This window comes from Dendrosporobacter sp. 1207_IL3150 (assembly GCF_036763085.1).
Taxonomy (GTDB): Bacteria; Bacillota; Negativicutes; order DSM-1736; family Dendrosporobacteraceae; genus JBAIYU01.
The window spans coordinates 572,976-587,147 of the sequence record NZ_JBAIYU010000010.1; the positions used below are offsets into that span (position 1 = coordinate 572,976).

Annotated in this window: 17 protein-coding genes; 1 reads left to right on the top strand and 16 read right to left on the bottom strand. The window is 38.3% G+C overall.

Annotated elements, in window-relative coordinates; translation table 11 throughout:
- Positions 1–5 precede the first annotated feature (5 nt).
- From prmC to V6C17_RS06210, 5 genes are all read right to left on the bottom strand, one after another.
- Positions 6–872, bottom strand: coding sequence for a peptide chain release factor N(5)-glutamine methyltransferase (gene prmC / locus V6C17_RS06190; protein WP_333521675.1), 867 nt, complete (start codon positions 870–872; stop codon positions 6–8).
- Between the two features lies 1 nt (position 873).
- Positions 874–1,941 carry a peptide chain release factor 1 gene (prfA, locus tag V6C17_RS06195; RefSeq protein WP_333521676.1) on the bottom strand — a complete coding sequence of 356 codons (1,068 nt, stop codon included), beginning with the start codon at positions 1,939–1,941 and terminating at the stop codon, positions 874–876.
- 44 nt (positions 1,942–1,985) lie between these two features.
- Positions 1,986–2,858, bottom strand: coding sequence for a DUF1385 domain-containing protein (locus V6C17_RS06200; protein WP_333521677.1), 873 nt, complete (start codon positions 2,856–2,858; stop codon positions 1,986–1,988).
- A 189-nt stretch (positions 2,859–3,047) separates the two neighbouring features.
- Positions 3,048–3,248 carry a 50S ribosomal protein L31 gene (gene rpmE, locus V6C17_RS06205; protein WP_333521678.1) on the bottom strand — a complete coding sequence of 67 codons (201 nt, stop codon included), beginning with the start codon at positions 3,246–3,248 and terminating at the stop codon, positions 3,048–3,050.
- Positions 3,249–3,375: 127 nt separating this feature from the next.
- Positions 3,376–4,620, bottom strand: coding sequence for a radical SAM protein (locus V6C17_RS06210; protein ID WP_333521679.1), 1,245 nt, complete (start codon positions 4,618–4,620; stop codon positions 3,376–3,378).
- Between the two features lie 223 nt (positions 4,621–4,843).
- On the opposite strand from V6C17_RS06210, the gene V6C17_RS06215 reads away from it, so the two are divergent.
- Complete coding sequence (locus V6C17_RS06215; RefSeq protein WP_333521680.1) at positions 4,844–5,707, top strand: methyl-accepting chemotaxis protein; 864 nt, start codon at positions 4,844–4,846, stop codon at positions 5,705–5,707.
- 308 nt (positions 5,708–6,015) lie between these two features.
- Here the strand turns inward: V6C17_RS06215 and V6C17_RS06220 are convergent, their stop codons facing one another.
- The 11 genes from V6C17_RS06220 to V6C17_RS06265 all read right to left on the bottom strand — a co-directional run bounded on the left by V6C17_RS06220 (position 6,016) and on the right by V6C17_RS06265 (position 14,172).
- Positions 6,016–6,261: a hypothetical protein gene (locus tag V6C17_RS06220; RefSeq protein ID WP_333521681.1), complete on the bottom strand. Its 246-nt coding sequence runs from the start codon at positions 6,259–6,261 to the stop codon at positions 6,016–6,018.
- 55 nt (positions 6,262–6,316) lie between these two features.
- Complete coding sequence (locus V6C17_RS15965; protein WP_442891455.1) at positions 6,317–6,448, bottom strand: glycohydrolase toxin TNT-related protein; 132 nt, start codon at positions 6,446–6,448, stop codon at positions 6,317–6,319.
- A gap of 12 nt (positions 6,449–6,460) precedes the next feature.
- The gene (locus tag V6C17_RS06225; RefSeq protein WP_333521682.1) at positions 6,461–6,949 is read right to left on the bottom strand and encodes a hypothetical protein; all 489 of its coding nucleotides are present in this window, start codon (positions 6,947–6,949) and stop codon (positions 6,461–6,463) included.
- 274 nt (positions 6,950–7,223) lie between these two features.
- Positions 7,224–7,550, bottom strand: a complete 327-nt coding sequence (locus V6C17_RS06230) for a hypothetical protein (protein ID WP_333521683.1) — start codon at positions 7,548–7,550, stop codon at positions 7,224–7,226.
- Positions 7,551–7,822: 272 nt separating this feature from the next.
- Positions 7,823–8,161 carry a hypothetical protein gene (locus V6C17_RS06235; protein ID WP_333521684.1) on the bottom strand — a complete coding sequence of 113 codons (339 nt, stop codon included), beginning with the start codon at positions 8,159–8,161 and terminating at the stop codon, positions 7,823–7,825.
- A 75-nt stretch (positions 8,162–8,236) separates the two neighbouring features.
- The gene (locus V6C17_RS06240; protein WP_333521685.1) at positions 8,237–8,677 is read right to left on the bottom strand and encodes a hypothetical protein; all 441 of its coding nucleotides are present in this window, start codon (positions 8,675–8,677) and stop codon (positions 8,237–8,239) included.
- Between the two features lie 119 nt (positions 8,678–8,796).
- Positions 8,797–9,066: a hypothetical protein gene (locus tag V6C17_RS06245; protein WP_333521686.1), complete on the bottom strand. Its 270-nt coding sequence runs from the start codon at positions 9,064–9,066 to the stop codon at positions 8,797–8,799.
- Between the two features lie 141 nt (positions 9,067–9,207).
- The gene (locus V6C17_RS06250; protein ID WP_333521687.1) at positions 9,208–9,621 is read right to left on the bottom strand and encodes a hypothetical protein; all 414 of its coding nucleotides are present in this window, start codon (positions 9,619–9,621) and stop codon (positions 9,208–9,210) included.
- A 192-nt stretch (positions 9,622–9,813) separates the two neighbouring features.
- Positions 9,814–10,716, bottom strand: coding sequence for a sensor domain-containing diguanylate cyclase (locus V6C17_RS06255; RefSeq protein ID WP_333521688.1), 903 nt, complete (start codon positions 10,714–10,716; stop codon positions 9,814–9,816).
- 185 nt (positions 10,717–10,901) lie between these two features.
- Positions 10,902–12,065, bottom strand: a complete 1,164-nt coding sequence (gene lplT, locus V6C17_RS06260; RefSeq protein ID WP_333521689.1) for a lysophospholipid transporter LplT — start codon at positions 12,063–12,065, stop codon at positions 10,902–10,904.
- Positions 12,055–14,172, bottom strand: coding sequence for an AMP-binding protein (locus tag V6C17_RS06265; RefSeq protein ID WP_333521690.1), 2,118 nt, complete (start codon positions 14,170–14,172; stop codon positions 12,055–12,057). The genes lplT and V6C17_RS06265 overlap by 11 nt, the downstream gene beginning before the upstream one ends.

Sequence of the window (14,172 nt, forward strand, 5' to 3'; positions counted from 1 at the left end):
CTGATCTATTTCCTCTTAAGTATTACAACTCTTTCAATACCGCCATAGTCTGAAATAATGCTGTCAAAGCTTAACTCCGAAATACTTTCAGCTAATGAAGCTACTGGTCTCGCTTGATGAATACCTACCTCTAAAGCTATAAAACCGCCTGGCTTTAAGTACTTTGAGGCATCATTTATAATTCGGCGATAAAAATCAAGCCCATCTTGACCTCCTGCCAAAGCTAACGCTGGCTCCTGTCTAACTTCAGGTGCTAGTGTGCTGATATCCTCATTTGGAATATAGGGAGGGTTAGACAAAATGGCGTCGTATATGCGGCCCTGAACTGGCTGATAAATATCCCCTTGATAAAACTGTAATCTTTCGGCAACATTATTTTTCTCAGCATTTACTTTAGCAATTGCTAGAGCCTTTTCGGATATATCCACTGCTGTTCCCCGTGCCGTGATAATATTGGCCAATACAGACACAACAATGGCACCGCTGCCTGTCCCGATGTCTAAGATCTCTGGCTGATCAGTATCTTTCAATCTTTTCAGCGCTGCTTCGACTAACACTTCGGTATCAGGCCGAGGGATAAGTACTGCCGGAGTTACGCAAAAATCCAGACCCATAAATTCTTTATGACCTGTTATATAAGCAACAGGCAGCCGTGCCGCTCTTTTCTTAACAGCTTCTCTAAAAGCCATAAGCTCATGCTGCTGCAGCGGCTGATCAAAATGGACATACAATTGAATTCGTTCCTTATGCAAAATATGGGAAAGCAGTACCTCCGCATCAAGGCGTGGATTTTCCACGCCTTTTTCGCCAAAGTACTGCCCAGTCCATTTTAAAATACTGCCAATAGTCCAAACTTCATTCTCTTTGCTCATTTTATTCAACCTGTTTAAGTTTTTCACTTTGATCAGCGGTAACTAGTGCTGTTATTAGTTCTTCGATATCGCCATTTAAAACAAAGTCAAGTTTGTGCAGCGTTAGTCCTACTCTATGGTCGGTAACTCGGCCTTGAGGAAAGTTATATGTTCTAATACGCTCACTGCGGTCACCTGTCCCAACCTGACTTTTGCGGTTTTCAGCAACTTCTGCCCGCTGCTGTTCTTCAGCAAGTTCAAGCAATTTAGCTCTTAAAACCCGCATTGCTTTATCACGATTTTTGAGCTGGGATTTTTCATCCTGACACTGAACCACAACTCCTGTTGGTAAGTGCGTAATTCTAACAGCTGATTCAGTCTTATTAACGTGCTGACCGCCAGCACCGCTCGCACAGTACGTATCAATCCTTAGATCGTTTTGATTAACATCAATATCAACATCTTCAGCTTCAGGAAGAACAGCTACCGTAACGGTAGAAGTATGAATACGTCCGCTGGATTCAGTTGCTGGTACGCGCTGAACACGATGTACACCGCTCTCATATTTAAGTTTGCTGTAAGCACCGTAACCGTCAATTACAAATACTACTTCTTTAAAGCCGCCTAATCCGGTAGGGTTTGAATCTAGCATTTCAGTACGCCAGCCTTGAGCTTCAGCAAAACGCATATACATCCTAAATAAGTCACCGGCAAATAATGCAGCTTCATCGCCTCCGGCTCCGCCGCGAATCTCAACGATAACACTTTTATCATCATTCGGATCTTTTGGCAGAAGAAGAATTGGAAGTTCCTCTTCTAACTTGGCATTTTTCTCTTTCATTTCGGAAAATTCTGCTTCAACCATTTCCCGAAAATCTGCATCAAGCTTTTCTTTAAGCATCTCCCGCGCTTCTTTTAAAGCCTGTTGAACTTGTTTGTACTCGCGATACTTGGCGACAATTTCGGAAAGTTTCGCGTGTTCTCTAGTATATTTTTGCCACTCTTTCATGTCCGCCATAACCGCCGGATCGCTTATAAGTGACTCTAGTTCCATATATTTATCTTCAACTGCCTGCAGTTTGTTAAGCACACTTTCACCTCATTACAAAATAAAGCTGGAATCTATTATTATTATTAAGTCGTTACTGGCTCTTCTGGTCTAACTTCTTCCAAAGCCCTAATAGCTACTTCGATCTGGTCATCGCTGGGTTCACGGGTAGTAAGATGCTGCAGCCATAAGCCGGGAGCCATTGCCCACGCTACTACGCTATTGTCACTGCGGCCGGCAAATCTGATTATTTCATAAGAAAGTCCAGCTACTACAGGCATTAATACAATCCGGGATAAAATTCTGAGCCATAAATCCGGCCAGCCTAAGAAGGCAAACATTATAATGCTAACTATCATAACTATTAACAAAAATGCGGTACCGCACCTTGGATGCAGTGTACTAAAACCGCGAACGTTTTCAACAGTTAAAGGTAATCCTGCTTCATATGCATGGATAGTTTTATGTTCCGCTCCATGGTATTGAAAGACTCTCTGAATGTCTTTCATTCGGGATATAGCAAATATATAGGCAAAGAAAATCACCATTCTGAGTACACCCTCAGCAAGATTCAATAGGCGCGGATCAGTAATTGTACTGTGTATATATTTTGCCGCATAGGTCGGAATTATAACAAATAAAAGAACAGCTAACCCTAATGAAAAGCACATAGTCATTGCTATTTCTTTATCTGACAATTCTTCTCCCTCTTCACCGGCCGCCTGCGCCGAAAAAGACAAAGCCTTAAGACCATGAATAAGCGATTCACCTAGCGCGACAACCCCTCGCAGCATTGGCTTTTTTAGGATAGGATACCGTTCAGTAATCGAGGTTAGTACTTCTTTTTTTACAGTAATGCTGCCGGATGGTTCACGCACCGCTGTCGCAATATGTCCAGGTCCGCGCATCATTACTCCTTCGATGACAGCCTGACCACCAATAGTAACCTTTGGTTTCACGGTATTCCCCCCTTTTTAAATTAAAAAATAACCGCAAATGCGCAAAAACGCAAAGGGTACGCGCAAAATACTGGCGCGATTATTATCGCGCTAGGTTTCCGTTCCCCTTTGCGGCCTTTGCGCATTTGCGGTTCAAAAATCCCTAAATATAAATGAAGCAGAGCATGTCTGCTCTGCTGACCATTTAACTTATTTTGCGTAACGTTTATTGAATTTCTCAATACGTCCGCCGGCTGCAATATTACGTTGCTGGCCAGTAAAGAACGGATGGCACTTGGAGCATACATCTACACGTAGTTCTTTTTTAATTGAACCAGTAGTAAAAGTGTTACCGCAACCGCAGATTACTTTCGCTTCACCATTATAAGCTGGATGAATTTTTTCTTTCATTTCTTGCACCTCACTTTGTACCCCGAGCGGCAGGGTTTTAATATTTTTAAATGCCTCGGGCATTAGATAAAGCCACTTAGGTTTACTACCAGACAATTATAGCATACCGTAATATGTTTCGCAACAATTATTCCCCACTTTTAGCGACATAATGGCTGAAACTGCCAATGGTAATACTAGGAAATTTATCTTGCAGCACACTTACAAACTTTCTTACTCCTACTGGCTTATTATGCTGATCTGGCATAATGGCCAGAAATGCATCAGGATCAACATTGAGATTACGCAATTGAATCATATCAACGCCAGTCTCAGACAGAAAATCTACCCAGGCTGCGACTTCCTCTGGTCGATCATTCAGGCCCGGAAAAGACAGCATATTAAGGGATACATAAATACCTTTTTCCTTAGCATATCTGATTGAAGCCTTTACATCATCCAGCGTATAATCTGAACGATAGTAGGCCTGATAAACCTCAGGTCTTGCACTTATTATACTTACCCTCATAGTATCAAGGCCAGCATCAACTATTTTTTTAATTCCCTTTGTATAGCCGGCGTTTGTATTGATATTAATCTGACCTAGCTTTGTCTGACTGCGGATTAACCCGATACCTGCAGCAATATTGTCGGCAGCAAGGGAAGGTTCGCCTTCACAACCTTGTCCGAAACTGATAATTGCTTCCGGAGCATTACTTAGATGATAAATACCCACCTCAGCAATTTCTTCGGCGGTTGGTATGAAGTTAATCCGGCTTTGCGGCGACGGACAGCATTCTGACGGCTGCAGTGAAATACAGCCAAAACAGTTAGCATTGCAGGCCGGTGAAGTTGGTATCCCAGCTTCCCAACGGCGGTAAAATAAATTCTGCGCTGTACAGCAGTGCCACTTCAAAGAACAGCCAGCTACCTGCTCTACAATTCGATTCCCGGGTAAATCCTTTTTAACTCTCTTAACTAGTTTCTTTATCTCCGGCGTATTGTAGTTATACGGATGCCATTTAGCGTTATTATCACTTGGTACAGCCGCTACATATAATTGATCTTGATATAATGCAACTGCAGTATATCCATACAGCGGCAACTGCGGCGCAGACTGGATACTCTTAAAGGCTGGCAGATGAGTGCGTGTATAGCCGACCGGTAAAACGGCCGCTACAGCTGTTAAATCATCCGCTATTGACATTATTTGTCCATCTTTTGCACCAATTGAACTGCGGCCCGGTAAATACATCAGCTCCGCGCCCTCAGGCATAGGAATTAAATCTTCCACTGTCAAAAGCAGAGTATCTTTACCAATCCGACCAGCTGCCGCATAACCCGGGGCATCATATATTTCTCCATTTTTATCAGCATATAGGGCTGTTAACAATCACAATCATCTCCATTATAGATAGTACATATTCCGCAATATGATATTATACCACGAATTAATACCATAAACACTGCTGCAAGACATGAATTGATTTGATTAATGCATTTCTTGTAAAAAGTGGAATTATTTTCATAAATATTACAAATTTGGTAGGTTTATACCGATCACATAGCGAATATACCCACTTATACTACTGAGAAGTCAAAAGGATGTGACTAGAATGGCTGAAACTTCATTATTAGATTCATTCGTACAAGTGTCAAAGTATATTCCTCAGCTTTTGAGCGGTAAAGTTGGCATGGTAGTGAGCGACCATGAAAAATGGCTGGTATCCTATTCTATCCCTGAATTACAACATCAGGTTGTTGCTGGTGAAAAAATTAAAACTGGTGCAGCAGTACACCAGGCAATGCAAAAACGCACTCGCGTCGTGGTAGAAGTATCCAAGGAAGTATATGGAATTCCTTATATTGCCATCAGTATGCCAATTACCGATAGCGCAGGAAAAATATTGGGCGCTGTCGCAGTACATGAATCACTGGAACGTAAAGAGGTTCTACAGGATGCTGCAGGTCACCTTTCAAACTCCGCCAATGTCCTTTCATCATCATTACAGTCTATTCTAGCACAAGCCGAAGAACTGGCCGCCAGCGGTCAATATTTGAAAGATCTAGCTGTTCAAGCTAATAAAGAGGTCAGTGAAACCGACTCAGTTATCAATTTTATAAAAAATGTTGCAAGCCAAACAAATCTGTTGGGATTAAACGCGGCAATCGAGGCGGCAAGAGTCGGTGAGCAAGGCAGAGGCTTCGGAGTAGTAGCCGAAGAGGTTCGAAAGCTTGCTGTTAACAGCTCAAGCTCGGCTGCTCAAATCACTACTACACTAAAGCGCATAAGCGATTCTATTCAGAAGATTACACATGAAATAACACAAATAGACTCAGTAAATCAACATCAAGCTCAAACCATCGAAAAGCTTACTGGACAAAGCCAAGATCTATTAGAAATGTCAGCAAAACTGGCTCAAATGGCGGCAGAACTTAATGCCGACCAAAAATGCAAAGATGTTTCCTGTAGTTTTTAAAATTAGTGCAACCAATTTACTTAGAAAGCAAAAAAGAGTCCGCAGACTATCCGTCTGCGGACTCTTTCAGTTATATTTACTTTACCATTGTGCAATCTTTCTCATGTGACGTTGCTAATGCAAGTATCTCTTAGTATACATTTTTGTCCGTTGACTAACAGTACGGTATAATACATATTCAAAAATATTTTTCAAAAACCACGCCTGTTACTGAGGCTGGATTAATCGCAAATATTTAATTATCGAATAGTTAAGTGCAAAATCATCCATTATACCTTGCATTAACCATTATTTTTTGTAGGTAGTTTTTACATTATATTAGACAATCGGTTTTCTTTAACTAGTCTGTTTAATATGTTAGTACAAGCTTCATCCTCTGTTTGATATTTATCCAAATTAAACATTTTTCCCCGTTCGAAATAATACACCATCCAGGTTTCGCCATCAAAATCTAGGCAAACTCTTTGATCAACCTCGCCTGTATTATCAAGATTATAATAATGCTCAGGGACCTTATTTTCCCGTAGAATAGCTCGCAAAGTTTCTTTTTTCATTATTTAATACCTCCAAGTATTCCTTTTCTAGTAAGTATTCAATTGAATAAGGAAGTTAATACTGGATTCCGCGTCCTGTCTGTTTAAAGGCAGGAGCAATTTCTCCCATACTTACATTCTCTATAGACTTAACTACTCTATATTGATGGTATGCATTGGATTCCCAATATAAGGAAATGACCTTGATTCAGTCTTTTAGTTAGCTACTAATAGCACACCGTTCTTTAAATTCATTTATAATTATACGTTTTTTCATCTGCTCGTCCATACTATCCCACGCACTATGTGTTATCACAGGTAATGTTACTCGTATTACGTCTGGGGGAAATTTTTCATTTACTGATATTTCGTCTGACCCGCAAGATAAGCAGGACACTTTTGTCCTTGTGGCATCAATTTTAGCTTTGTTTACAAAATCACAGGTGCTTCCAAATATTTTGTAAAAGTATTCCGTTTCTTGATCATGTGACATCTTCCGATCAACAATAATACTCTTTAAAATTTGATTAATTTCGTCAAATGCCGTATCATCAAGGCAATTCAAGTAAACATAACATTGCCCATCCTCCGTAAGTAACAGTCTCTCACCATATAGAAAACCAGACAAATTAAAAACCTCACGTTTATCTCCACACTTTTGACATACCCCCTCCGATAATTCAACAGGTAATTCTCTTTGTATAGTCATTTTCGTCCTCCTATTATCCTAGTGGACTAATCATTTGGGAGATTAAGTATCTCATCAAACTAATCATATATTACAATGTTCGTACCTTGTCCACGATATGAGGGAAATGCAATGTTATACCCTCGCTCACGATACAAGCCATCTAGTCTATCCCAAGAGAAAACTGAACATTCGTTATTTCATCTTATCTATAGCAATAATTCGCAAATCGAACACAAATTTCAAATTTTAGGGGGTAACCTAAATGCGCAATTTTTTCTAAACCTTTTCTAACTTATCTTAGGTTGTTTTTCGTGATAAGTTCTTTTTTATCAACATCTACGCAATATACTATACCTAAGACGGAAAAAACATTAAGCTTATTTTCCAATGTCTTTTCAATATCTATATTTCCTGTTGGCTTTTTTATTTTCAAAATATCATTAATTATCCACAATTGCTCGCCTTCGTAATCAAATGCAACAACATTATTAGGAGTAACCGTTTCATCATACATTAGAACAACTATTACATCTTCGAATTCCAACACTTTTCTGATAGAAAAAGCTAACTCTATTTCGTTCTTTTCAATTACAATTTTTTTCCCAACTGCCTTAATCAAATAGAACCCCTCCTTTTACCGCTTACTTCAACTCGTAGATTCAAACCAGGATGGATTAAATCTATATCCTTATTGCATATTGAACATCACCATCAGGTGTTCACCATCTTTTTTGAGGGCCTACTATTGTCCTATTCAATTTGCATCCAATAAGCGGCAGTAGGGGGCGGTTGCGTTATTAATGCTCCCAACGGTACTGCCCAACACTAGGAGCATTTTGGGTGACTGGCTGCAGAATTATTGTGCGGTCAGTTTTGCAGTGAAATGATAAATCATTTGGTTTGAATGCCTCGAATTCTACTACCATCTTTTTTGTTAATTTCATATGAGATTCCATTCCAGTTTCCAATTACGATTCCCTCAGAAAGGTCTTCGAAGTTCGTATATGGACTATCATCGTAAATAAAATCAGGTTCTTGTATCCTCCAAACAATACTTTTATTGTTCATATCCACCGCACAAACGTTCTGGTTATTTATTTCGCCTTTTGGAACAATAAACAATATCAATATTAGATTCTCATATAGCTTAATATCTTTTATTTTGTGCGAGAAATCTATTGTTTCCTCATCGACAATCAACTGTTTGTTTTCAAATCGTATATTTTGCATTACTCACCTATATATCTCGATTATTAAAGTAGTAATATTATCTTAAAATAAAATTGCTATACTTACACTTTACAACTAATTCTTCAAATCCCCGAATATATCTATAATTTGGGGGTTTGCTTTTTTAGGCTTACCCGCCAAAGGATACTTCAAATATTCTCCCAACCAATTTTTGTCACCCTCTAATAAATTATGCCAATGATTCAAAAGCCCCCTTGCAATAATTTGTAATTCATTTGATATCTTTTCTTCAACTGTATTAGATTTTTTAATATTTTCTCTATCAACATCATTAAACTTACTAAATAAAAACGAATCAAAATTGTATACATCTAATTCTCCGTGATCGTTGGCATTAATATAACGAATAAATATATCACCTAAATGTATAAGAAAAACTAAAGCAAACTTCCTACCAACTAACGCAAATTCATTATCACTAATTAGTAAATATTTCATATTATATTTACTAATTAGATTTCCAAATTCACGTCTAAATAATATCTCCATATTCATCTCTTTATCACCTATTTAATAATTCTCATAAATTTTAAATCTAATTATATCCTCTGCTTCAGTTTCTCTTAATTTCTCACATGAATTAGGAAAAATGATATGTAAATACATGGCAGATTCTACTTTGGTCCAGCTAGCGCATGTTTGCAATGTTCACAAAAATAACCTCTTTGTAACTCAAAATGATAGTCACTAGTCTCAAAATAACTGACAAAGTTTAATTTCTTTACTAGTATATTTGCTTGATTTACATCCATCGTTTTTTCTAAATCAATTACCACTACTGCATTGGTGAAAGCATTTTCATGAATTTCTTTAACTACGTTTCCCCTTGCCAGTTCATGGACTAGTACTGGTGCCAAATGTTCACATAACTTCACTGCGCTCACCACATTCCTCATTCTATTATTTTTTAATTAAATTCAGCTCTTTTGCTTCGGAATAGCGAACTGCGTAGCACCATCTAAAATCAGGGCATCTTTATCCGCAATCTACATACAGTTACAATATATCTACTAGTTTTTTAATAACTATCTCCTCTCAATTTTTTTCCTTACCGCGTATAGTAATAGCATAAAAGGAAGAACGAATGGCAAATATAAAACTCCATTTAGCACTATTTCCACTGCAACTTCATGTACCGTTGCAGTTTCCTCAGATGATAAAATAATTTGCTTAATAACTCTGACACTTGTTATCACAAATGGAGCCAAAATACCCCATTGCCAAAAATGCTTTAAATGTATAAATGCTGCTACAAGTAATGAAAAAACAGCAGTAGTGATATATCCCCATTCCACAAGAAGCACTTCATAAGAAGAAGTTGTCTCTACTTGGTCTGAAAATTCCCTTTGTACTTCGATAAATCTTGTTTCGCAGAAAAATACCAAAACCATGACAGCTATTATCACGATAATATCTCTTTTACATTTATACCATTCCATGCTGTCAACTCCCTAATCATAAATAATCATAACTATTCTCCTTTTTTACAGAATATACCTTTTATGAGTAGTCATCAGTAAATATCCCTTCACTTTGATAAATAGTTCTATTCTTTATTAGTACAGCTGAAAGCCCTTTTTGATGGGTACTAAATCAAAATAAAAAAAATGACGGGGAGACCCGTCATTTTTCTATTCTATTGTAACGCAGTTTCGCCCGTTTGCTTTGCTTTTGTACATCAGTTGGTCAACCCGTTTAACAAGACTATCGACCGAATCATCAGCTAACGCAAGCGTTGCTCCTACCGATACTGTTACACTAACAAACTCATCATCCTCATATTCAATGCGTGAGTTTTCCACTAATAAACGCAATTTATCAGATAAATAAGCCAGCTTCTCTTTATGCATCTTCCCAGAGACTATAGCAATTATTTCTTCCCCACCCCAGCGAACTACTATATCGGTACTTCTTAAGCCAAACTTCAAAGTATTGCTAACCATCTGCAGTATTTTATCACCGAAATCGTGACCATATTTATCGTTTACATATTTGAAATGATCAATGTCAAAAAACATTACACCAAACGATTCGCCGCTATTGCGAACTTCATTAAGCTTGCCTTCGAGGAAACCTTTGGCAAATCTTCTATTTCTCAGTCCTGTAAGATTATCGATCATTGCTAGGTCTGAAAGTTCTTGTATTTCCTTTGATAATTCCTCGTGTTTCGAATTATCAAAGAATATCTCTGCTGCACCCACTACTTTACCTCGGTTATTCCTTAAAGGAACAACTCGTATTGATACTGGAATTCTATGACCAGCTTTATGCTGAAGAAAGACCGAAGCTTCTCGTACATCTCCATCCATTAATGTCTCTGCCAGAGGGCATGAAGTATCACAAAGTCCATTACCATTTATATCAACATGCCTTAGGACATTACAGCAATATTTTTTTCCAATAACCTCACTACTAGAATATCCCGTTATCTGCTCGGCGCTTCTGTTCCAGTAGATGATCTTCTTATCGTTGTCTATTATATATAGTCCATCATAGAGATATTCCAGCATATTAGTGCTAATACTTTTTATCATCTACTATCACTCCTCAAATGTTTTTCACATCAATTCGACCAAAATTATCCAATACCTTCATATTCTTGTTTAATAAGTGTACATTTTTGCTAAAAGTAACCACAAATTAAACTAATAGCGTTCAATCAAAAAATGAGATATTCACACTTAATGTCTCATTTAAACTCAAAAATCGCAAGGAAACATTATCGTTTTCTTAATAATATCCAAAGATAGCTTACTAGACCAAGGAAAACAATGCCTGCAGCAGCCAATGATAAATTAACTGAGACACCCATCTTGGCAGCGATAGTATAACTGCCAACACCTATAAACATAAAGATATTTTCGATGAAGTTTTGCACTGCTATAGTTCTTCCTGTCCCTACAGTCTTATGCCCCACCTCTTGTAAGATAGTATTCATTGGAACAATATATATTCCCCCTAAACAGCCTGTTAATAGTAGAAAAATGACTGTCACCGCTAAATTAGATATAAAGAGAAAACCCAAAATACAAACACCCATGGCAAAACCAAACAATATTGTGCGCTCATAACTTTTAAGAGTAATAATAAAGGGCGTAATCATTGCTCCTACGGCTACGCCGACACCAGTTACTGCTATTATCATACTTATTGAACCACCGCTAGTAATCCCGAGCGTTAATGGCACCCAGGCAAATATAATCATTCTAAGGACAGCAGATGACATCCAAAAAGAACCTGTACCAATAAGCGAATAGTGGCACTTTTTATCAGCGAAAAGTCTTTTCATATCGCGAACGAAATCGCCAATAGCGTTACTATAACCAATTGATCTGTTGCCAGCGTCTAATGGAATGATTGTATTAACAGCTATAGAAATCCCGTAAAGAATTATACAAAGGATTAGTGCCATCGTAATAGATAAGTCGGACATATATCCGCCGGCAACTGCTCCGGCTAAAATTGCAAAAATTGTGAAGCTTTCAAGTTTAGAATTGGCCTGCAAAAGCTGTTTCTCATCGCGTGTCAGCAAAGGAAGAATACCATATTTCGCCGGGCTATATATAACAGCCCCAATTCCAACTACAGCATAGCTAAACGCAGGATCCATCCTGAATAGCAGCATAATAATACCAACTGCTTTAACAATGTTTCCAATAATCAAAACCCTAGCCTTTGGTTTATTATCGGCAAACCTGCCTACCCACGGCGATAAAACAATATACGCCGCTAAAAAAGTACTTTGCACAAATGGCAAATAATAGCCAGGATAACCATCCCTCGTAATAACAGCCTGCGCAATAAAAAGTATCATGTTATCAACAAAAGCTGATAAAAATTGGGCAATCAAGAGCGCCTTTAACGGCGAAAAACTATACGTCATCTTTGCCGTACTCCTTTTCAGCAACAGCTTTTAGGGCAACGTAGTCAATTTTACCACTGCCTAACAAGGGAAGACTGTCTACAGTCACTAATTGGCTTGGCATAGCCAGCATTGTAAACCTTGTTTGGCTGAAAAAATCCCGCAGCTTATGTTTAGTTGCAGCTGTAGATTGCGTATATAGGATAATCATTTCACCCTTTTTGCCAGCAATACTTACTGCTGCGTTGCGGTCTGTTCCAAAACACTGTTCAGCAGCTCGCTCAACGGCATCAAGGCTTACCATCTCACCAGATATTTTCGCAAATCTTTTTAAGCGTGATTTAATTGTAATGAAACCTTCCTGATCTATACTAACAACATCGCCGCAATCATACCATTCGCCTGCAGCTGCAAAACCACGTTCGTATAATAGATAGCCCTCCATTACATTCGGGCCTTTTACCTTAAGATTTCCGCCATCGATGATTCCTTCGATCTCACTGATCGACCACTCGATGCCTAGAAGAAACTTTCCAACCGTCCCAGATTTATTAAAAAGCGGTGTATTGAGGCTCAATACCGGCGATGTTTCAGTAGTTCCGTAGCCTTCAAATATTCTAATACCAAATTTGTCCTGCCATATCTTTCGCACATCATCTTTAACCTTCTCGCCGCCCGCAAGCACATACCGCATATTATAGAAATCATAGTGATGCGCGTACTTTGCATATCCGTGAAGAAAGCTCGGCGTACCTAATAGAATAGATGCATTTATATCATAAGCAATTTCTGGAATGACTTTATAGTGCAAAGGGCTTGGGTAGAGAAACACCTCTATTCCGCTTAGTATTGGCAATAATGTTCCAGCGGTCAGACCAAAGGAATGAAACATCGGCAAAGCATTCAGCATTTTATCCCGCGGAGTATAGTCTATAACACAAGATATTTGTCTTACATTTGCAAGAACATTACTTTGCCTCAGAACAACTCCTTTAGGTTTACTCTCACTGCCGCTAGTAAATAATATCAGTCGAGGATTAGCAGAAACATATGCTTTTGCTCGATATAAATAATTAATAAGTCCTTGAAGCTTATCCTTTACCGATATTTGTTCTTTGACATCTTCTAGATAAATAATTTGAAAATGCTCAGCTAACTCATCAATATAATTTTTCAGATTAGCCTTTTCAATGAAAATCCGCGAAGTCAGTATCGACTTGATTTTAGCCGTTTGGGCACAATCGATATTATTTTGAATACCCGCACTAAAGTTTAAAATAGCTGGCGTTTTAGCAATGTAGCAAAGACTAAGCAGGGTTATGAGGTGACCGATAGAGTTAGGCAGAAGAATAGCTACATTTTCTTCCTCTTTAAGACTCTTTCTCAGCCGCTGCCCTAAAGTATAGCCGCCTATTAAAGCTTTGCGGTATGATATTGATCCACTTATATCAGAAGCCATCGTCTTTGACATACTATGAAGCTCACCAGCTTCAATCATTTCATTGAAAATATTGCTGTTAGAGTTCTTTGCTTGCAGTGCTGCAAATTTTGCATTCTGAAGCAGTGTTAGTATTTTATCGCTTACTTCTTTTTTCTGCAGTTTAAAACTCTTACTGCTGTCTGCATTCAGATGAACAAAGTTATTAATATACATCGTTACTTGAGGAAACCAATAGGATTTAACCTTATCTTTGATACGTGAAAACTTCGAGTATTCAAGTCCGGAAAAAATCACTGGAAGTACTGCTGCCCCTGTTTTTAGAGCAATAAATCCAACGCCGCTGTAAATTTTCATGAGGTTGCCTGTTGTGGTAATCCGTCCTTCAGGAAATAGTACAACTGGCTGCCCGTTTCTAATGACACTGACAATTTTCTTTAGTGAATAAGGATTTAATGGATCAACAGCAACATAATCAACGTATTTCAGCACAAAACTGATTTTTTTAGCAATCGCAGTATTTATAACAAAGCAAGTATTAGCAGGCAAATACGCATATAGAAAAACTGCGTCTAAGAAGGATACGTGATTAGGCAGTATTATCGTTGGTCCTGAAAAAGCCAATCTTTCTTTACCTATGTAATTTGTCCGAAAAAAGAGTTGAAGCACCAACCTGATAAGCCATCTCAT